Here is a 20,163-nt window from a genome sequence, read left to right on the forward strand (position 1 = left end):
CTCTCGGGTGCCAAGGGTGTCAGAGCTGGCCCACGTCGGTGACGCGGACCACCGCGCGGCCCTCCTCGTCGGACGCCGCCAGGTCGACCTCCGCGCTGATGCCCCAGTCGTGGTCGCCGTTGGGGTCGGCGAAGGTCTGCCGGACGCGCCACAGGCCGTGCGCCCGGTCCTCCTCGATCGCGAGCAGCTTGGGACCGCGGGCGTCCGGACCGGTGCCGAGCTCCTCGTACTCGTCCCAGTACTTGTCCAGCGCCTCGCCCCAGGCGTCCGCGTCCCAGCCGGACTCGGCGTCCAGCTCGCCCAGCGCGTCCGCGTTGTCGAGCGCGGCCAGCTCCACCCGGCGGAACATCGCGTTGCGCACCAGGACGCGGAAGGCGCGGGCGTTCGCGGTGACCGGCTTGACCTCGTCGGCCTTCTCCTGGGCCTCCTCGGCCGTCTGGACCTCCGGGTTGGCCAGCTGCTCCCACTCGTCCAGGAGCGAGGAGTCGACCTGGCGCACCATCTCGCCCAGCCAGGCGATCAGGTCTTCGAGGTCCTCGGTCTTCAGGTCGTCCGGGATGGTGTGGTCGAGCGCCTTGTACGCGCTCGCCAGATAGCGCAGCACGATGCCCTCGGTGCGGGCCAGCTCGTACCAGGAGGTGAACTCCGTGAAGGTGAGCGCCCGTTCGTACATGTCACGGATGACGGACTTCGGCGAGACCGGGTGGTCGCCCACCCACGGGTGCGACTTCTTGTAGACGTTGTACGCGTGCCACAGCAGCTCTTCCAGCGGCTTCGGGTACGAGATGTCCTGGAGCCGCTCCATGCGCTCCTCGTACTCGACGCCGTCCGCCTTCATCTGCCCGACGGCCTCGCCGCGCGCCTTGTTCTGCATGGCGGCGAGGATCTGGCGCGGGTCGTCGAGGGTCGACTCGACCACCGAGACCATGTCCAGCGCGTACGAGGGGGACTCGGGGTCCAGCAGGTCGAAGGCGGCCAGCGCGAACGTCGACAGCGGCTGGTTGAGCGCGAAGTCCTGCTGGAGGTCGACGGTGAGCCGGATGGTGCGGCCCTCGGCGTCGGGGGTGTCCAGCTGCTCCACCACGCCGCCGTCCAGCAGCGAGCGGTAGATCGCGATGGCCCGGCGGATGTGCCGCAGCTGCGCCTTGCGCGGCTCGTGGTTGTCCTCCAGGAGGTGGCGCATCGCCTCGAAGGCGTTGCCCGGCCGGGCGATCACCGAGAGCAGCATGATGTTGGTGACCCGGAAGCGCGAGGTCAGCGGCTCGGGCTCGGAGCCGATCAGCTTCTCGAAGGTGGTGTCCGACCAGGCCACGAAGCCCTCGGGGGCCTTCTTGCGGACCACCTTGCGGCGCTTCTTGGGGTCGTCGCCCGCCTTGGCCAGCGCCTTCTCGTTCTCGATGACGTGCTCGGGCGCCTGGGCCACCACGAACCCGGCGGTGTCGAACCCGGCCCGTCCGGCCCGCCCGGCGATCTGGTGGAACTCACGGGCGCGCAGGGTGCGCACCCGGTTGCCGTCGTACTTGGTGAGCGCGGTGAACAGCACCGTGCGGATCGGCACGTTGACGCCGACGCCCAGGGTGTCGGTGCCGCAGATCACCTTCAGCAGGCCCGCCTGCGCCAGCTTCTCCACCAGCCGCCGGTACTTGGGCAGCATGCCGGCGTGGTGCACACCGATGCCGTGGCGGACGTAACGCGAGAGGTTCTGGCCGAACTTGGTGGTGAAGCGGAAGTTGCCGATCAGGTCGGCGATCTTGTCCTTCTCCTCGCGCGAGCACATGTTGATCGACATCAGCGACTGCGCCCGCTCGACCGCCTGCGCCTGGGTGAAGTGCACGATGTAGACCGGCGACTGCCGGGTCTCCAGGAGCTCGGTCAGCGTCTCGGTGATCGGCGTGGTCACGTACTCGTACGAGAGCGGGACCGGGCGCGTCGCCGAGCGGACCACCGCGGTCTCCCGGCCGGTGCGCCGGGTCAGGTCCTTCTCGAACATCGAGACGTCGCCGAGGGTCGCCGACATCAGGACGAACTGCGCCTGCGGCAGCTCCAGGATCGGGATCTGCCAGGCCCAGCCGCGGTCCGCCTCCGCGTAGAAGTGGAACTCGTCCATCACCACCTGGCCGATGTCGGCGTGCTTGCCGTCGCGCAGCGCGATGGAGGCGAGCACCTCGGCGGTGCAGCAGATGACGGGGGCGTCCGCGTTGACCGACGCGTCACCGGTCAGCATGCCCACGTTCTCGGTGCCGAACAGCTTGCACAGGTCGAAGAACTTCTCCGAGACCAGGGCCTTGATCGGCGCGGTGTAGAACGTGACCTCGTCCCGGGCCAGCGCCGCGAAGTGCGCGCCCGCCGCCACCAGGCTCTTCCCGGAGCCGGTCGGGGTGGAAAGGATCACGTTGTTCCCCGACACCACCTCGATCAGCGCCTCCTCCTGCGCCGGGTACAGGGAGATGCCCCGCTCCTCGGCCCAGGTGGAGAAGGCTTCGAAAAGGGCATCGGGGTCGGCACTCGGCGGCAGCTGATCGATAAGGGTCACGCCCCCATCTTGCCTGCCTTCACCTCCCAAGAGGGAACCGGAGGACGAGCCTCAAGATCATGAACGATAGGCTGCGGCGTCAACGGGGCCGCGCACGGCGGCAGAACGCGTACGGCGGCGGAACACGCACGGCGGATCACGCACAACGGGAAAAGGGGCGGGCACGGCCATGATGGGACCAGCGCACTCGCTGTCGGGAGCGGCGGCCTGGCTGGGGGTGGGGGCGGCGACCGCCGCGGCGGGACACGCCATGCCCTGGCCCGTCCTGGTCGTCGGCGCCCTGATCAGCGCCGGTGCGGCGCTCGCGCCCGACCTCGACCACAAGTCCGCGACCATCTCGCGCGCCTTCGGACCCGTCTCCCGGGCCCTGTGCGGCATCGTCGACGAACTCTCGCACGCCGTCTACAAGGCGACCCGGGGCCCCGGCGACCCGCGCCGCAACGGCGGCCACCGCACCCTCACCCACACGTGGCTGTGGGCCGTGCTCATCGGGGCGGGCGCCTCGGCCGCGGCCGTGTTCGGCGGGCGCTGGGCGGTCCTCGGCATCCTCTTCGTCCATGTCGTCCTCGCCGTGGAGGGCCTGCTGTGGCGGGCCGCCCGGATGTCCAGCGACGTCCTGGTGTGGCTGCTCGGCGCCGCCGGGGCCTGGATCATGGCCGGGGTCCTCGACAAGCCCGGCAACGGCTCGGAGTGGCTCTTCGACGGCCCCGGCCAGGAGTACCTGTGGCTGGGGCTGCCGATCGTGCTGGGCGCGCTCGTCCACGACATCGGCGACGCCCTGACCGTCTCCGGCTGCCCGGTCCTGTGGCCCATCCCGGTGGGCCGCAAGCGCTGGTACCCGGTGGGCCCGCCCAAGGCGATGCGCTTCCGGGCGGGCAGCTGGGTGGAGCTGAAGGTCCTGATGCCCGCGTTCATGGTGCTCGGCGGGATAGGGGCGGCGGGAGCGCTCAACTTCATCTGACCCCGGCACCTTCGTCCCGGCCCCGGCTCCGGCCCGGTTTCCCGAACCGCCTGCGCCCGGCGCCCCGGTGGCCGACGATGGGACCCGTCATCGCGGTGGCTCCCGTACTCCGGACGGACGCGCCGCGCTCGTACGGGAGTGAGGGCGGCGGACGAACCGCATGGGGCAGATTCTGACGATGCCGCTGGAGCGGGGCAGCGACGTGCTGGCCGTCTTCGAGATCGGCGAGGACGAGACGGGCGCCGATCTGGAGCTGGCCGCGGGCGGCACCACCATGGTGGCCCGGGCCAGGACCTCGCTCACCGAGGCCATGGACCAGGTGCGGCCCGTGCTCTCCCGCGTCGTCGAGACGGTGCGCGGGCTCGGGCCCGACGAGGTGGAGATCGAGTTCGGCCTCAAGGCGGGCGGCGACACCGGCGTGATCATCGCCAAGGGGACGGCCGAGGTGAACTTCGCCGTCCGGCTCGTCTGGAACCGCGCCTGACCATGACCCGGCGAGAAGGGTTCGTCGTCCGGATCCGGCATGCCACGGCCGAACCGCCCACGGCGGCCGGCGTCGGCTGTGTCGTGGCCGAGAAACACATCGTGACCTGCGCACATGTGATCAACGTGGCACTCGGGCGGGACAAGTCGGCGCGCGAGCGGCCACCCGACAGCGCCCGGATCCGCGTCGACTTCCCGCTCCTGGGCGACGCCGAGGGCGCGCCGCTGCGCGAGTGCCGCATCGTCGCCTGGGACCCGCCCCCGGCCTCCGGACTCGGCGGGCGCGACACCGCCGGACTCGTCGTGGTCGGCGACACCCTGCCGGTCGGCGCCGGACCCGCCCGGCTGGTCGCGGTGCGGGGCGGCCGGGCCGAGGACCTGGCGGCCGGTGTCTTCGGCTACCCGGGCAGCCCCTCCCGCACCGGCAACGGCGCCTGGTCCTCCTGCCGGCTGCGGGGCGCGGTCGGCGGCGGGCTGGTCCAGCTCGACTCCGCCAGCGAGTCGGCGCTGCGCGTCCAGCCCGGCTTCAGCGGCGCCCCGGTCATCGTGGGCGACGCATGGGGCGACGCGGTCGTCGGCCTGCTCGCCGTCGCCGGACGCAAGGGCACCACCGGTGACGCGTACGCGGTGCCCATGACCGAGGTGTCGGCCGCCTGGCCCGAGGTCCTCGGCGACAGCATGCTCCCGCCCTGCCCCTACCGGGGCCTGCGGTCCTTCACCGCAGCCGACGCCCGCGCCGGGCTCTTCGTCGGCCGCGAGCGCGAGGTCGCCGGGCTGCGCGCGATGGTCCGCGACCGCCCGCTGGTCGTGGTCACCGGCCCCTCCGGGGTCGGCAAGTCCTCCCTGGTGGCGGCCGGCCTCGAACCCGGGCTGCTCGCGGACGGCTGGTCGGTCGCCTCCTTCCGGCCGGGCGCCATGCCGTACGACGCGCTGGCCCGCGCGCTGCTCGACCTGGAGTGCCCCGGCGGCGACCACTCGCTCGAACAGCTGGAGAACCGCTGCCGAGCCCTGCGCGAGGAGGGGTTCTGGCCGGTCGCCAGCCGGGTGGCGGTGCTCTCCGGGCGCCGCCTCGCGCTCATCGGGGACCAGTTCGAGGAGGTGCTGAGCGCGGGCGCCGAAGGAGTGGACCCGGTCCGCTTCCTGCGCCAGACCTTCCCGCCGCCCGAGACGCTGCAGAGCCCCGACGTACGCCTGATCTGCACCCTGCGCTCCGACTTCCTGCCCGACCTGCTGGAGCTGGCGGACATCGGGCCGCGGCTGCAGGACCGCCAGCTGAACGTGTCCCCGCTCGACGAGGCCGCGCTGACCCGGGTGATCGTGGAGCCCGCCGCGCTCGCCGGGGTCACCTTCACCGAGGGGCTCGCCGAGGCCGTGGCGGCGGAGGCGAGCAAGGGGCCGGGCGGACTGCCGCTCCTGGAGTTCGCCCTCACCGAACTCTGGCCGATGCAGCGCGAGCGCCGGATCAGCTTCGACAGCTACCACGGCCTGGGCGGTGTCTCGGGCGCCCTCAACCGCCACGCCGAACAGGTCTACCGCTTCCTGGCGCAGACCCTGGACGAGGCCCGGATCCGGCGCGTACTCCTCTCCATGATCCGGGCCCGGGGCGGCGCGGCCAGCGCGGTACGGGTCCCGGCCCGCAGCGCCCACCTGGGCGCCGACTGGTACGTGGCCCAGCTGATGGCCGACCCCGAGCGGCGCCTGGTCGTGGTGGGGCCGGAGGGGCCCGACACGGCCGAGATCGCCCACGAGGCCCTGATCCGGGGCTGGCAGCGGCTCGCCGGCTGGGTCGACGAGGACGCCGACTTCCAGCAGTGGCTGGCGCTGGCCGAGGAGCGCGCGGCCGACGGCGACGTGCTCTCGGCGCCCCGGGTCGCCGAGGCACAGCGGTGGCTGGAGGAACGGCCCGACGACATCCCGCCGGAGGTGGGAGCGCTGATGCGGCGCAGCCTCGCGGTCCTGCTCGAACAGGAGCGCACCGAGCGGCAGATGAAGGCGCTGCAGGCGTCCAACGCGGAGCTGGCGGAGAAGGCCGAGCTCCTCGCGCTCGCCAACCGGGACATCGAGCTGAAGAACCACGAGATCGAGGAGGCCCGCCGGATCCTGGAGGAACGGGCGGAGCTGCTGGCCGCTTCCCAGCGCTACCGCACCGAGTTCCTCGCCAACATGTCCCACGAACTGCGCACCCCGCTCAACTCCATGCTGATCCTCGCCAGGATGCTGGCCGACAACGTCCAGGGCACCCTCTCGCGCCAGCAGGTCGAGTTCGCCGAGACGATCCACCGCTCGGGCACCGATCTGCTGCAGCTGATCAACGACGTCCTCGACCTCGCCCGGGTCGAGGCGGGCCGGATGGACACCGCGCCCGCCTGGCTCCCGCTGGCCCCGCTGCTGGACCACGTGGACGCGATGTTCCGCCCGCTGATGGGGGAGAAGGGCCTGCACTTCTCCGTGAGCCTGGCGCCCGGGCTGCCCGCCGAGCTCCACACCGACGAGCAGCGGCTGCTCCAGGTGCTGCGCAACCTGCTCTCCAACGCGCTGAAGTTCACCGACACGGGCGGGGCGGTGGAGCTGCGGGTCGGCCAGGCGGGCGGACGGCTGGCGTTCTCGGTCTCGGACTCCGGGATCGGCGTCCCCGCCGACAAGCTCGACGTGATCTTCGAGGCGTTCCGCCAGGCCGACGGCACGACCAGCCGCAAGTACGGCGGTACGGGCCTCGGCCTGTCCATCAGCCGCGAGATCGCCCAGCTGCTCCACGGCGGGATCCACTGCGAGAGCGAGGTCGGCCGGGGCTCCACGTTCACCCTGGAGGTGCCGAAGGGGCCGGTGGACACCGACGAACCGGATCCGGACCTTGAGGAGCGGCCCGTCCTGCTCCCGTCGTTCACCGGGGAGTTCGAGGGCGAGTACGTCCTGGTCGTCGACGACGACGTCCGCAACGTCTTCGCCCTCACCTCGCTCCTGGAGGGGCACGGGCTGAAGGTCCTGTACGCGGAGAGCGGCCGGGAGGGGATCGAGCTGGTCAGACGCCGTGGGGACATCGCCCTCGTCCTGATGGACGTGATGATGCCGGAGATGGACGGCAACGAGGCGATGGAGCTGATCCGGCGGCTGCCGGGCCGCGCGGAGCTGCCGATCGTCGCGCTCACCGCCAAGGCGATGGCGGCCGACCGCGAACGCAGCGTAGAGGCGGGTGCCTCGGCGTTCCTGACCAAGCCGGTCGACCCCGACGCCCTGCTGATCACCGTCGACCAGTGGCTGCCGGGCCGGTCGCCCGGCCGGGAGACGGCGGAGGCCGCGGACCGCTAGCCATTCCGGACCGGCACCCATCTCCGCACCGGCACCCATCTCTGGACGGGCACTCGTCTCTGGACGGGCACTCGTCTCTGGACGGGTCGCCATCTCCGGACGGGCCGTCGCCTCCGGACGGGCCGTCGCCTCCGGACCGGTCGTGGTCCTCGGACCGGTCGTCGTCCCCGGACCGGTCGTCGTCCCCGGGCGGGGCGTCCCCTCCGGACCGGCGGTCCTCCTCGGCCGGGCCGTCGTCCCCGGACGGGTCTCCTCGGCCCAGCCGCTACCTCCGGACGGGGCCTCCACTCCGGGCCGAACGCTGTCGTCGCACCGGCCGGTGCGGGCGGACCGAACGCCCGCGTCGCACCGGCCCGTGCCGGACCGGCCGTAGCCCGAGGCGGCGGCCCCGGCCGCCGCCTCGGGCTCACCCCTGGGCCACGCCCTGGCCTCACCCGTGCCAGGACCGCCACAGCGCCGCGTACGCCCCGTCCGCCGCGACCAGGGCGTCATGGCTGCCGAGCTCGCTGATGCGGCCGTCCTCGACCACCGCGATCACGTCCGCGTCGTGCGCGGTGTGCAGGCGGTGGGCGATCGCCACGACCGTGCGGCCCTCCAGCACCCGGGCCAGCGAACGCTCCAAGTGGCGCGCCGCGCGCGGATCCAGGAGCGAGGTCGCCTCGTCCAGGACCAGGGTGTGCGGGTCGGCCAGGACGAGCCGGGCCAGCGCGATCTGCTGGGCCTGGGCCGGGGTGAGCGCGAGCCCGCCCGAGCCGACCTCGGTGGCCAGCCCCTCCGCGAGGGCCCGGGCCCAGGTGTCCGCGTCGACCGCGCCGAGCGCCGCCCACAGCTCGGCGTCCGCCGCGTCCGGCCGGGCCAGCAGCAGGTTGTCGCGGAGCGAGCCCACGAAGACGTGGTGCTCCTGGTTGACCAGGGCCACGTGCTCGCGCACCCGCTCGGCGGGCATCCGGGACAGTTCGGCCTCGCCGAGCGTGATCCGCCCCTCGCGCGGGGCGTAGATCCCGGCCAGCAGGCGGCCCAGCGTGGACTTGCCCGCGCCGGACGGGCCGACCAGGGCGACCCGGCTGCCCGGGGCCACCGAGAGCGACACCTCGTGCAGGACGTCCAGGCCCGCGCGGTAGCCGAACCGCACCCGGTCCGCCTCGACGTCCCGGCCGTCCGGGCGCACCCCGGGGTCGCCCGCGTCCGGCTCGATGTCGCGCACCCCGACGAGGCGGGCGAGCGAGACCTGGGCGACCTGGAGCTCGTCGTACCAGCGCAGGATCAGCCCGACGGGCTCGACCATCATCATCGCGAGCATCGCGCCCGTCGTCAGCTGGCCGACGCTCAGCCAGTCGTGCAGGACGAACGTTCCGCCGATCATCAGCACGGCCAGCAGCACCGTGGTGTGGGCGAGGTCGACGACCGGGAACAGCACCGAGCGCAGCCACAGCGTGTACCGCTCCCACGCCGTCCACTGGGTGATCCGCCGCTCGGAGAGCTCGATGCGGCGCTCGCCGAGCCGGTGCGCCTCCACGGTGCGGCCCGCGTCGACGGTCTCGGCGAGCACGGCGGCGACCGCCGCGTACCCCGCCGCCTCCGAGCGGTAGGCCGCGGGCGCCCGCCGGAAGTACCAGCGGCAGCCCGCCACCAGCAGCGGCAGCGCCACCAGGACCGCCAGGGCCAGCGGCGGCGCGGTGACCCCGAGCGCGCCGACCAGCAGCAGCGTCCACACCACGCCGATGGCCAGCTGGGGCACCGCCTCCCGCATGGCGTTCGCCAGCCGGTCGATGTCGGTGGTGATCCGGGAGAGCAGGTCGCCGGTGCCCGCGCGCTCCAGGACGCCCGGCGGCAGTCCCACCGAGCGCACCAGGAAGTCCTCGCGCAGATCCGCCAGCATCTCCTCGCCGAGCATGCCGCCGCGCAGCCGTACCAGCCGGACGAAGACGGTCTGCACCAGCAGCGCGGCGGCGAACAGCGCGGCCGTGCGCCCCAGATGGAGGTCCTGGACGTCGTTGGAGAGGTCCTCCACGATGCCGCCCAGCAGGTACGGGCCGACCATGGAGGCGATCACCGCGACCGCGTTGACCCCGACGAGCAGCGCGAACGCCTTGCGGTGGCGCCGCAGCAGCTCCCGCACGTACGCCCGGACCGTCGCCGGGGTGCCGACGGGCAGGGTGGTGGCCGACTCCGGGGCCGCCGGGTCGTACTCCGGTGCCGCCACGCCGATCATGCCGTCTCCTCCAGTGTCTCCAGTGCCTTCGGCTCCTCGCCGCCGTCCTGCTCGTCGTCCGTCTCGCGGGTGACGACCGCCCGGTAGCGCGCGTCGGTGCGCAGCAGGTCGCGGTGGACCCCGACCGAGACGACCTCGCCGTCGTGGACCAGGACGACCCGGTCGGCCAGGTCGAGCAGGAGCGGCGACGACGAGAAGACCACCGTGGTCCGGCCCGCGCGCAGCCGTCTGACGCCGTCCGCCACCCGTGACTCGGTGTGCGAGTCGACCGCCGAGGTCGGCTCGTCCAGGACGAGCACCGCCGGGTCGGTCACCAGCGACCGGGCCAGCGCGAGCCGCTGGCGCTGGCCGCCGGAGAGCGACCGGCCGCGCTCGGTGATCCTGGTCCGCATCGGGTCGCCGTCGCTGTCCGCGGACGCCTGGGCCAGCGCGTCGAGCACATCGCCGCACTGCGCCGCCGCCAGCGCCGCGTCGGCCGTGACCCGGCCCGACGAGGGCACGTCCAGGAGCTCGCGGAGCGTGCCCGAGAGCAGCACCGGGTCCTTGTCCTGCACCAGAACGGCGGCCCGTGCCGCGTCCAGCGGCAGCCCGTCGAGGGCGACCCCGCCGAGCAGGGCCGACGGCTGCCCCTCGGCGTCGGCGTCGGCGCCGTGCCCGCCGAGCCGCTCGGCCAGCCGTCCCGCCGCGTCCGGGTCGCCGCACACGACGGCCGTGAACCGGCCCTCGGGCGCGAGCAGCCCGGTCGCCGGGTCGTACAGATCGCCGGCGCGGGCTTCGACGGCCGCCCGGGACGACACCCCCGTGTCCGTCCCGGACGGCTCGACGACCCGCTGGAGCGCCAGCACGCGGGCCGCGCGCCGGGCCGAGGGGCGGGAGAAGGAGTACGCCATGGCGATCTCCTCGAAGTGGCGCAGCGGGAAGAGCAGCAGGGTCACCGCGCTGTAGACGGTGACCAGTTCGCCGACCTGGATCCGGCCGTCGCGGGCCAGCGCCGCCCCGTACCAGATCACCGTGACCAGCAGGATGCCTGGCAGCAGCACCTGGACGGCCGAGATCAGCGACCACATGCGGGCGCTGCGCACGGCGGCCCGGCGGACCTCCTGGGACGCCTCGCGGTAGCGGCCGAGGAAGAGGTCCTCGCCGCCGATGCCGCGCAGCACCCGCAGCCCCGCCACGGTGTCGGACGCCAACTCGGTGGCCCGGCCCGCCTTTTCGCGCTGGACGTCCGCCCGCCGGGTGGCGCGCGGCAGCAGCGGCAGCGCGCCGAGGGCCAGGAACGGCATGCCGATGGCGACCACGACGCCCAGCGCGGGCTGGTAGACGACCAGACCGACGCAGACGATCACCAAGGTGGCGGCGGCTGCCGCGAACCGCGACAGGGCCTCCACGAACCAGCCGATCTTCTCCACGTCACCGGTGGACACGGCGACGACCTCGCCCGCCGCGACCCGGCGCGTCAGCACCGAACCCAGCTCGGCCGTCTTGCGCGCGAGCAGCTGCTGTACGCGTGCGGCGGCCGTGATCCAGTTGGTCACGGCGGTGCGGTGGAGCATGGTCTCGCCGATGGCGATGGCGGCGCCCAGCAGGGCGACCAGGCCGCCCGCGAGCGCGAGCCGGGAGCCCGAGCGGTCGACGACGGCCTGTACGGCCACGCCCACGCCCAGCGGGAGCCCGGCGATGCCGCACTGCTGGAGCAGCCCCCAGGCCATGGCCTTGAGCTGCCCGCCGAGCTGGTTGCGGCCGAGCCAGAGCAGGAACCGGGGACCCGAGCGGACGTCCGGTTCGCCTGGATCCGAATAAGGAAGATCGCGAATCTGCATGACGTCCCAAAGGATCGAATGAAGTGCCTCAAGCCGTGCAAGGTTGGCCCTGCGGGGCCGGTCCGGGCAATTGATTTTTCCGCCGGAACGCCTAGAACGCGCCAAGACCAGCGGTTCACCCCTGGCGCGCGGGGCCGCCGCGCGCTTCACTCCTGACGCATGAGACAACAGAAGATCATGTCCATGATCGGTGGGGCGGTGCTCGCGGCCGTGACCCTGTTCGGCGCGGGTCCGGCGACGGCGGCGGCACGGCCGCCCGAGCCGCCCGCCGAGTTCGGGACCGACTGGCACGACCCGGTCACCGCCGCGCCGCCGGTCGCCGTCCCGCACACCCGCAGCTGCCAAGTCACCCTCGCCCAGGCGCAGTTCCGCGACTTCACCCCCTACAAGGGGAGTTACGCGCCGCCCAAGGGCTGCGGCGACCGCTGGAACAAGGTGGTGCTGCGGCTCGACGGCAAGGTCAAGGGGCGCCAGTACGACCGGCTCGGCTATCTGCACGTCGGCGGCGTCGAGGTGCTGCGCACCTCCACACCCGAGCCGTCCCCCGACGGCATCGCCTGGAACGTCGAGAAGGACGTCACCCGCTACAGCGACACCTTCCGCTCCGCGCAGCCCGTCGAGATGCTCATCGGCAACGTTGTCGACGACACCTACACCGGCGTGATCGACGTCAAGGTCACCCTCACCTTCTACGCGGCCGAGGGCCGGGTGAAGCCCGCCGCCGCCCCGGACAAGGTGCTGCCGCTCGACGGCACCGCGCTGACCGCGCCGCGCAACTCCGAGCGCGTCGTCGCCGAGGTGTACGCCACCGGATCGGGCGGCGGCTGCGAGGAGTTCTGGTACCTGGCGGTGCCGGACCCGGCGCCCTACTCCTGCAAGGCGGCGGCCGGCCCCAACCGGGAGATCCAGCTGCGGGTGGACGGCCAACTCGCCGGAATCGCCTCGCCGTTCCCGAACGTGTGGACCGGCGGCTGGTCCAACCCGTTCCTCTGGTACGTCGTCCCGGCGCCCCACGCCTTCGACGTACGGCCCGTCGAGTACGACCTCACCCCGTACGCGGCGCTCCTCAACGACGGCCGCCCGCACCGCGTCGAGGTGTCGGTGGCGGGCGTTCCCGAGGGGCAGTCCGGCTGGTCCGCGCCGGTCAACGTGCTCCTGTGGCAGGACAAGGGCAGCCGGGTCGTCACCGGCGCGCTCACCCGGCACGAGGAGGGCGCGCCCGCCGCCTCCACCCGCTACACCCCGGGCGCCCCGGGCGGCGAACTCCGCCTCGACGCCACGGCGGCGCACCGGCTCACCACCGCCGGCTATCTGAACACCTCGCACGGCCGGGTCGTCACCACCGTCGCCCGGACCGTCACCGCCGAGTCGGTCCACCGCTGGACCGAGGGCGAGAACACCGACGCGCTGAAGGGGAGTTGGACCGACGACAGCGCGGTCACCACGGACGGGCGCGGCCCGGCCGTCACCTCCCGCGTCCACCGCACCTACACCATGGACGGCACCACCACCATCGGCGCGGACGACCGGCTGCGGACCGTGATCACCCTCGGGGACCGCGCCGCGGCGACCACCGCGCGCGGCGGCCGGACCACCGGATGGTCGCATCTCGACGACACCTACCGGGGGGACGCCTCCTGGACCCTGAACGTCCCGCGCGAGCAGCGGCACGCGACCGGCACCTCCGCCGAGCGCTACCGGCTGACCGGCCCCGACGGCTGCTACGACCGCAGCCTGAAGACCGCCCAGGGCGCCCTCGTCGAGGACCTGCGGCGCTGCTGACCGGGGGCGGGGCCCGGCTCGCCCGGGCCGGGCCCCGCGCGCCTCACGCCTCGGCGGGCTTCTCGGAGTCCACGCCGGAGCGCGCCCTGTGCCACTCGCCCCGGGTGAAGTCGGGGATCGGCTGGGGCGCGCCGTGCGCCTTCATCGACTGGTGGCTGAGCGGCACCGGCGCCGACCAGACGGCGGCGTCGTACACGTCGAAGTCCGGCACCAGACCGAGCCGCATGCACTGCATCAGCCGGTAGACCAGCATGTAGTCCATGCCGCCGTGGCCGCCGGGCGGGTTGGCGTGCTCCTTCCACAGCCAGTGGTCCCAGTCGGCGTACTTGCCGAAGTCGCCCCAGTTGTCGTCGTGCTGGTCCGGCTCCAGGTAGATCCGTTCCGGATAGTCCTCGAAGAGGCCCTTGGTGCCGCCGAGGCTGTTGATCCGGCTGTACGGATGGGGCGTCGAGACGTCGTGCTCCAGCCGGATGACCCGGCCCTTGGCGGTCTGCAGCAGACTGATCGTGCGGTCGCTCTCGACGTACGACTCCTTGTAGCTGGGGTCGCCCGCGGGCATGTGCGCGGCGCGGTACTCGGCCAGACCGTGCGCCGGGGACCCCACACTGACGATGGACACCACGCGGTCCCCGCGGTTGACGTCCATGTAGTTGGCGACCGGTCCGAAGCCGTGCGTGGGGTAGAGGTCGCCGAGCAGCCGGGTGTGCCACAGCCGCCGCCAGGGCCCCTCGTAGTACGTCGGGTCGAACATCAGGCCGCGCAGGTCGTGGATGTACGCGCCCGCGCCGTGCAGCAGTTCGCCGAACTTCCCGGCGTGCGCCATCCGCAGTACGCGCATCTCGTTGCGCCCGTAACAGCAGTTCTCCAGCTGCATGCAGTGGCGTCTGGTGCGCTCCGAGAGGTCGACCAGCTCCCACAGCTGGTCCAGCCGCATCGAGGCCGGGCACTCCACGCCCGCGTGCACCCCGTTCAGCAGCGCCGCCTTCGTGATCTCGAAGTGGGTGTCCCAGGGCGTGGCGATGTGCACGAAGTCGATGTCGCCGCGGCGCAGCAGGTGTTCGTAGTCGTGGTCGCCGTTCACGTACACCGCGGGCGCGTCCTGGCCCGCCGCCTTCACCTTGGCCGCCGCCGCCTCCGTCTTGGCCTTCACCGGGTCGCAGAGCGCCACCACCCGCACGCCCGGCACGGCCAGATACAGGTCGATCATGCTGCCGCCGCGGTTGCCGAGGCCGATCAGACCCACCCGGACCGCGGAGCGCCGCTGGAACGGCACCCCGATCATGGTCCGGCCCTTGCGCTGCGGCGGTGGCCCCTGCGGGGCGGCCCGCTCCGCCCCGGCCTGCTCGGCCGCGGCGGCGTTGCCCGTCCCCAGGCCGCCGATGCCGATCCCGGCGCCCGCGGCCCCGGCGGTCCACAGGACGGAACGTCGGCTGATGTCGTGGTTCTGCGGAGCTGCGTCGTTCATCGAGTCTCCTGGAATGAGAGGGAGCTGATTTCTGCGCGGCGTTACACGAACCTCGGTAAGGACCATGGTTGTTGAGGCTGCTGCCGCGCAAGGGGGCCTGTCGACGCCAGGGGCAGCCCGGGGGAGATACACCGCTGCACCACGTCACGGTACGTCCGGACGCGCCCGGGTCGTGGGAGGCGCGGAAGAACGGCGCGGGCGGGTCGTGGCGACGGACCCGCCGCCGGTCAGCTGCGCCGCAGGTACTCCGGGCCGGGCCGGGTCGCCCGCTCCAGCTCCAGCAGGACGGAGACGTAGGGGCGGCCGGTGGCGCGCTCCATGCCGAGCTCGCACATCCGGCTGGCGCCGAGGTACGCGTCGAAGTGACGGCCCGTCACCTCGGCCGCCTCCCGGGCCGTCGCCGAAGCGGTCAGCTCCTGGTGGAGCATGCCGCGGTCACCCGCGAAGGCGCAGCACCCAGCGTCGTCCGGCACCACGACCTCCTCGGCACAGGCTTCCGCCACCTCCCGCAGCCGCTCCCCGTCGCCCAAATGCCGCATGGAGCAGGACGGATGGAGCACCGCCGAGCGCGCCCTGCGCAGCACCGTCAGCCGGGGCAGCAGCTCCTGTGCCGCCCAGACGACCGAGTCCACGATCCGCAGCGCCGCGTGCAACTCCCGGTTGTCCGCGCTCAGATACGGCACCACCTCGCGCCCCAGCCCCAGCGCGCACGAGGACGCGTCCACGACCAGCGGCAGCGTGCCGCCCGCCGTCCAGCCCCAGGCCGCCGCCACGATCCGGTCGGCCATCACGGCGTTGCCCAGCTCGTACCCCTTGGAGTGCCAGATGGTGGCGCAGCACGTGCCCCGTACGTCGTCGGGGATCCACACCGGCCGCCCCGCCCGGGCGGCGAGCGCCACCACGGCCTGCGGCAGCGAAGGGCCCCGATGGCCCGCGGGCTCCCCGAAGATCCGGTTCACGCACGCCGGGTAGTAGACGGCCGCCGCGCCCACCCGCCGGGTGCGCGGCAGGGCGCGGGCGGCGGCGCCCGGGACCTCCGGCAGCCACTCCGGCACCAGATCGGGCCGCACGGCCCGGCGCGCCAAGCCCGTCGCCCGCCGCAGCACGCCCTCGCCCAGCCGGTCCCCGATCCGGTCGGCCGCCGCCACCGCGAGCCGCGCCGCCTCCTCGACGGCCCGGAAGCGGCGGGCGGCGAGCGCCGCGGCACGCTCCTCGCGCGGGCTGTGCCGCAGATGGCGGAAGCCCTTCATCAGCGCGCCCGTGTCGATGCCCACCGGGCAGTCGAGCGCGCACGTCGAGTCGCCCGCGCAGGTGTCCACCGCGTCGTACCCGTACGCGTCGAGCAGCGCGTCCTGCACCGGGGAGCCGTCCGGCTGGCGCAGCATCTCCCGCCGCAGCACGATCCGTTGGCGGGGTGTGGTGGTCAGGTCGCGGCTGGGGCAGGTGGGCTCGCAGAAGCCGCACTCGATGCACGGATCGGCGGTCCGCTCCACCTTCGGGATGGTCTTCAGACCGCGCAGATGGGCGCGCGGGTCACGGTCGAGCACCACCCGGGGCGCCAGTACCCCGTCCGGGTCGAGGGCCCGCTTGGTGCGCCACATCAGCTCGGTCGCGCGCGGCCCCCACTCCAGCTCCAGGAAGGGCGCGATGTTGCGGCCGGTGGCGTGCTCGGCCTTCAGCGAGCCGTCGAAGCGCTCCACGGTGAGCCGGCAGAACGCGTCCATGAACGCGGCGTACCGCTCCACGTCGGCCGGGGCGCCCGCGTCGAACGCCAGCAGGAAGTGCAGATTGCCGTGCGCCGCGTGCCCGGCCACCGCCGCGTCGAAGCCGTGCGCCTCCTGGAGGGCCAGCAGCGCCCCGCACGCCTCGGCCAGCCGGGCGGGCGGCACCGCGAAGTCCTCGGTGATCAGCGTCGTCCCCGACGGGCGGGCCCCGCCCACCGCCGTGACGAACGCCTTGCGGGCCTTCCAGTACCCCGCGATCACCGCCGGGTCCCGGGTGAAGGCGTTGGTCACCGAGGCCACCGGCGCCACCAGGCCGAGCCCGGCCAGGAGCTCGGCGCCGGCCCGCTCGCAGCGCTCGCGGGCCGCCTCGTCGGGCGCCCGGAACTCCACCAGCAGCGCCGCCGTCTCCCGGGGCAGTTCGGCCCAGTCCGCCGGGACGCCCCGGACGCTCACCGAGGCGCGCAGGGTGTTGCCGTCCATCAGCTCGACGGCGAGCGCCCCGGCGTCGTTGAACAGTGGCACCGCCGCGGCGGCGGCCGGGAGCGTCGGGAAGAAGAGCAGCGCCGCGCTGGCCAGCCGGTCCAGCGGCAGGGTGTCGAAGACGATCTCGGAGAGGAAGCCGAAGGTGCCCTGCGAGCCGACCATCAGCCCCCGCAGGATCTGCACGGGCGTCGCGCCGTCGAGGAACGCGTCCAGCCGGTAGCCGTTGGTGTTCTTGATCGTGTGCTTGGCGCGGATCCGGGCCGTGAGCTCCGGGTCCGCCTCGATCTCCGCCTTCAGCGCGAGCAGCTCGGCGCAGAGCCGGGGTTCGGCGTGGGCCAGGTCCTCGTCGGCGCGCGGGTCGCCGGTGTCGACGACCGTGCCGCTCGGCAGCACGGCGGTGAGCGAGGCGACCGTGCGGTACGCGTTGCGGGTCGTCCCGGCCGTCATGCCCGAGGCGTTGTTGGCGACCACTCCGCCGACCGTGCAGGCGAGCGCGCTGGCCGGGTCCGGGCCGAGGACCCGGCCGTGCCGGGCGAGCGCCGCGTTGACCCGCGCCACGGTGGTGCCGGGCCGCACCCGGACCCGGGCGCCGCCGTCCAGCACCTCGACGCCCGCCCAGTGGCGGCGCACGTCCACCAGGATGTCCTCGCCCTGCGCCTGCCCGTTGAGGCTGGTCCCGGCCGCGCGGAAGACCACCGCCCGGCCCTTGCCGTGCGCGTACGAGAGCACCGCCGAGACGTCGTCGAGGTCCTCGGGGACCACCACGACCTGCGGCACGAACCGGTACGGGCTGGCGTCCGAGGCGTAGCGCACCAGGTCGGAGACCTTCCACAGCACCTTGTCCGCGCCGAGCAGCGCGGTCAGTTCGCCGCGCAGGGGCTCCGGGGTGCCGTCCGCGAGCCGGTCCGGGACCCGGTCGGGGGACGGCGTGCGCCGTCCGTCCGGGCGCAGTGCTTCCGGCTTCGGCTCCAGGAGCGGCATGCGGCGGGTCCCCTCAGCAGCGGCGCTCCGGTACTCCGTCGACCAGAGCGGACAGCAGACCGCCGAGGACCTCGCGCTCGCCGGCGGTCAGGGGCGCCAGGATCTCCTCCGCGGCACCCCGGCGGGCGCCGCGCAGCGCGCGCAGCGTCGCCCGGCCGGTGTCGGTGAGCTCGACGCGCACCACCCTGCGGTTGGTCGGGTCGGGGACCCGGCGCACGTTCCCACTCTCCTCCAGGCCGTCCACCAGCGTGGTCACGGCGCGCGGGACCACCTCCAGACGGGTGGCGAGATCGGCCATGCGGGGCGGTGCCTCGTAGTGCGCCACCGTCCGCAGCAGCCGGGACTGGGCGGGGGTGATGCCGACCGGCTCCAGATGCTGCTTCTGGATGCGGTGGAGTCTGCGCGTCAGCCGCAGCAACTGCTCGGCCAGCACGCCGTCGGCGTCGGTAGTGCTCATGCGGGAACAATATCAGGACCTTGTTCATTGTGAGTATAGGTAACAATGAGCTATGCTCCACAAAGTCTTGCCAAGGGCGCCCCCGGCCCCGCCGCCCGGCGCCGTGTCCTGTCGCCTCATCCCTCCCGAAGGAGCCCATGCGCCCCGAAGAATCCACCTGGACCCCGCCGCCCCGGGACCCCGGAGAAGAGCAGCCCGGCCAGACCCGGCGCATCCTGCGCCTGTTCCGGCCCTACCGGGGGCGGCTCGCCGTGGTCGGCCTGCTCGTCGCCGCGTCCTCCCTCGTCTCGGTCGCCTCGCCGTTCCTGCTCCGCGAGATCCTCGACGTCGCCGTGCCGCAGGGGCGCACCGGGCTGCTCAGCCTGCTCGCGCTCGGCATGATCGCCACGGCCGTGGTGAGCGGTGTCTTCGGCGTCCTCCAGACGCTGATCTCCACCACCGTCGGCCAGCGCGTCATGCACGACCTGCGCACGGGGGTCTACGCCCAGCTCCAGCGGATGCCGCTGGCCTTCTTCACCCGGACCCGCACCGGCGAGGTCCAGTCCCGCATCGCCAACGACATCGGCGGCATGCAGGCCACCGTGACCTCCACCGCGACGTCGCTGGTCTCCAACCTCACGGCCGTCGTCGCCACCGTCGTCGCCATGCTCGCCCTCGACTGGCGGCTGACCGGGGTCTCGCTCCTCCTGCTGCCCGTCTTCGTCTGGATCAGCCGCAAGGTCGGCCGCGAGCGCAAGAAGATCACCACCCAGCGGCAGAAGCAGATGGCCGCGATGGCCGCCGAGGTCACCGAGTCGCTGTCGGTCAGCGGCATCCTGCTGGGCCGCACCATGGGCCGCGCCGACTCGCTGACCAAGTCCTTCGCCGCCGAGTCCGAGCGGCTGGTCGACCTGGAAGTGCGCTCCAGCATGGCCGGGCGGTGGCGGATGTCGACCATCGGCATCGTCATGGCCGCCATGCCCGCCCTGATCTACTGGGCCGCGGGCATGGCCAAGCAGACCGGCGGACCCGACATCTCCATCGGCACCCTGGTGGCCTTCGTCTCGCTCCAGCAGGGCCTGTTCCGGCCCGCCGTGAGCCTGCTCTCCACCGGCGTCCAGGTGCAGACCTCGCTCGCCCTCTTCCAGCGCATCTTCGAATACCTGGACCTGCCCGTCGACATCACCGAGCCCGAGCGGCCGGTCCACCTCGACGAGGTGCGCGGTGAAGTCCGCTTCGAATCGGTCGACTTCGCCTACGACGAGAAGAGCGGCCCGGCCCTGCACGGGATCGACCTGGCCGTGCCCGCGGGCGGCAGCCTCGCCGTCGTCGGCCCCACCGGCTCCGGCAAGTCCACCCTCAGCTATCTGGTGCCCCGGCTCTACGACGTGACGGGCGGCCGGGTCATGCTGGACGGGGTCGACGTGCGCGACCTCGACTTCGACACCCTGGCCCGCGCGGTGGGAGTGGTCTCCCAGGAGACCTACCTCTTCCACGCCTCGGTCGCCGACAACCTGCGCTTCGCCAAGCCCGACGCCACCGACGAGGAGCTGGAGGCCGCCACCCGCGCCGCCCAGATCCACGACCACATAGCGTCGCTGCCCGACGGCTACGACACCCTGGTCGGCGAGCGCGGCTACCGGTTCTCCGGCGGCGAGAAGCAGCGCCTGGCCATCGCCCGCACCATCCTGCGCGACCCGCCGGTGCTGATCCTGGACGAGGCGACCAGCGCGCTGGACACCCGTACCGAACACGCGGTGCAGCAGGCCATCGACGCGCTCTCGGCGGGCCGCACCACCATCACCATCGCCCACCGGCTCTCCACCGTCCGGGACGCCGACCAGATCGTGGTCCTCGACTCCGGCCGCATAGCCGAGCGCGGCACCCACGAGCAACTGCTCGACCGGGACGGGCGCTACGCCGCACTGGTGCGCCGCGACGCCGACCTGGCGCCGGTCGCGTCCTGACGGCGACCGC

At 73.3% G+C, this 20,163-nt stretch carries 11 protein-coding genes; 5 read left to right on the forward strand and 6 right to left on the reverse strand.

Annotation, left to right across the window (positions count from 1 at the left end; all coding sequences use genetic code 11):
• Window positions 1-19: 19 nt before the first annotated feature.
• Window positions 20-2,533, reverse strand: a complete 2,514-nt coding sequence (locus tag AB5J87_RS30595; protein WP_369381278.1) for a DEAD/DEAH box helicase — start codon at window positions 2,531-2,533, stop codon at window positions 20-22.
• A gap of 169 nt (window positions 2,534-2,702) precedes the next feature.
• Between AB5J87_RS30595 and AB5J87_RS30600 the strand changes: the two genes are divergently transcribed.
• The 3 genes from AB5J87_RS30600 to AB5J87_RS30610 all read left to right on the forward strand — a co-directional run bounded on the left by AB5J87_RS30600 (window position 2,703) and on the right by AB5J87_RS30610 (window position 7,283).
• Complete coding sequence (locus tag AB5J87_RS30600) at window positions 2,703-3,494, forward strand: metal-dependent hydrolase (RefSeq protein WP_369381279.1); 792 nt, start codon at window positions 2,703-2,705, stop codon at window positions 3,492-3,494.
• Window positions 3,495-3,654: 160 nt separating this feature from the next.
• Window positions 3,655-3,978 carry a CU044_2847 family protein gene (locus AB5J87_RS30605; protein WP_369381280.1) on the forward strand — a complete coding sequence of 108 codons (324 nt, stop codon included), beginning with the start codon at window positions 3,655-3,657 and terminating at the stop codon, window positions 3,976-3,978.
• Between the two features lie 2 nt (window positions 3,979-3,980).
• Window positions 3,981-7,283, forward strand: coding sequence for an ATP-binding protein (locus tag AB5J87_RS30610; protein ID WP_369381281.1), 3,303 nt, complete (start codon window positions 3,981-3,983; stop codon window positions 7,281-7,283).
• A 430-nt stretch (window positions 7,284-7,713) separates the two neighbouring features.
• On the opposite strand, the gene AB5J87_RS30615 is transcribed toward AB5J87_RS30610, so the two are convergent.
• Window positions 7,714-9,495 carry an ABC transporter ATP-binding protein gene (locus AB5J87_RS30615; RefSeq protein ID WP_369381283.1) on the reverse strand — a complete coding sequence of 594 codons (1,782 nt, stop codon included), beginning with the start codon at window positions 9,493-9,495 and terminating at the stop codon, window positions 7,714-7,716.
• Window positions 9,492-11,315, reverse strand: a complete 1,824-nt coding sequence (locus AB5J87_RS30620) for an ABC transporter transmembrane domain-containing protein (protein WP_369381285.1) — start codon at window positions 11,313-11,315, stop codon at window positions 9,492-9,494. Before AB5J87_RS30620 ends, AB5J87_RS30615 begins: the two co-directional genes overlap by 4 nt.
• Window positions 11,316-11,474: 159 nt before the next feature.
• On the opposite strand from AB5J87_RS30620, the gene AB5J87_RS30625 reads away from it, so the two are divergent.
• Window positions 11,475-13,097 carry a peptide-N4-asparagine amidase gene (locus AB5J87_RS30625; RefSeq protein ID WP_369381287.1) on the forward strand — a complete coding sequence of 541 codons (1,623 nt, stop codon included), beginning with the start codon at window positions 11,475-11,477 and terminating at the stop codon, window positions 13,095-13,097.
• 43 nt (window positions 13,098-13,140) lie between these two features.
• Here AB5J87_RS30625 and AB5J87_RS30630 read toward each other — a convergent pair whose 3' ends face one another.
• From AB5J87_RS30630 to AB5J87_RS30640, 3 genes are all read right to left on the reverse strand, one after another.
• Window positions 13,141-14,562, reverse strand: coding sequence for a Gfo/Idh/MocA family protein (locus tag AB5J87_RS30630; RefSeq protein ID WP_369381290.1), 1,422 nt, complete (start codon window positions 14,560-14,562; stop codon window positions 13,141-13,143).
• A 227-nt stretch (window positions 14,563-14,789) separates the two neighbouring features.
• A complete protein-coding gene (locus AB5J87_RS30635; RefSeq protein WP_369381292.1) occupies window positions 14,790-17,750 on the reverse strand; it encodes an FAD-binding and (Fe-S)-binding domain-containing protein in 2,961 nt (986 codons plus the stop codon).
• A gap of 13 nt (window positions 17,751-17,763) precedes the next feature.
• A complete protein-coding gene (locus AB5J87_RS30640) occupies window positions 17,764-18,207 on the reverse strand; it encodes a MarR family winged helix-turn-helix transcriptional regulator (RefSeq protein ID WP_369381293.1) in 444 nt (147 codons plus the stop codon).
• A 137-nt stretch (window positions 18,208-18,344) separates the two neighbouring features.
• On the opposite strand from AB5J87_RS30640, the gene AB5J87_RS30645 reads away from it, so the two are divergent.
• On the forward strand, window positions 18,345-20,153 hold the full coding sequence (locus AB5J87_RS30645; protein ID WP_369381294.1) for an ABC transporter ATP-binding protein: 1,809 nt from the start codon (window positions 18,345-18,347) through the stop codon (window positions 20,151-20,153).
• Window positions 20,154-20,163 lie beyond the last annotated feature (10 nt).

The sequence above is a fragment of the Streptomyces sp. cg36 genome (genome assembly GCF_041080675.1).
GTDB lineage: Bacteria > Actinomycetota > Actinomycetes > Streptomycetales > Streptomycetaceae > Streptomyces.

Bases quoted from the DNA above. Each gene is read 5' to 3' on its own strand.
- AB5J87_RS30635 (WP_369381292.1), bottom strand. From the start codon at position 17,750: ATGCCGCTCCTGGAGCCGAAGCCGGAAGCACTGCGCCCGGACGGACGG.
- AB5J87_RS30630 (WP_369381290.1), bottom strand. From the start codon at position 14,562: ATGAACGACGCAGCTCCGCAGAACCACGACATCAGCCGACGTTCCGTC.
- AB5J87_RS30610 (WP_369381281.1), top strand. From the start codon at position 3,981: ATGACCCGGCGAGAAGGGTTCGTCGTCCGGATCCGGCATGCCACGGCC.
- AB5J87_RS30645 (WP_369381294.1), top strand. From the start codon at position 18,345: ATGCGCCCCGAAGAATCCACCTGGACCCCGCCGCCCCGGGACCCCGGA.
- AB5J87_RS30600 (WP_369381279.1), top strand. From the start codon at position 2,703: ATGATGGGACCAGCGCACTCGCTGTCGGGAGCGGCGGCCTGGCTGGGG.
- AB5J87_RS30620 (WP_369381285.1), bottom strand. From the start codon at position 11,315: ATGCAGATTCGCGATCTTCCTTATTCGGATCCAGGCGAACCGGACGTC.
- AB5J87_RS30625 (WP_369381287.1), top strand. From the start codon at position 11,475: ATGAGACAACAGAAGATCATGTCCATGATCGGTGGGGCGGTGCTCGCG.
- AB5J87_RS30640 (WP_369381293.1), bottom strand. From the start codon at position 18,207: ATGAGCACTACCGACGCCGACGGCGTGCTGGCCGAGCAGTTGCTGCGG.
- AB5J87_RS30605 (WP_369381280.1), top strand. From the start codon at position 3,655: ATGGGGCAGATTCTGACGATGCCGCTGGAGCGGGGCAGCGACGTGCTG.
- AB5J87_RS30615 (WP_369381283.1), bottom strand. From the start codon at position 9,495: ATGATCGGCGTGGCGGCACCGGAGTACGACCCGGCGGCCCCGGAGTCG.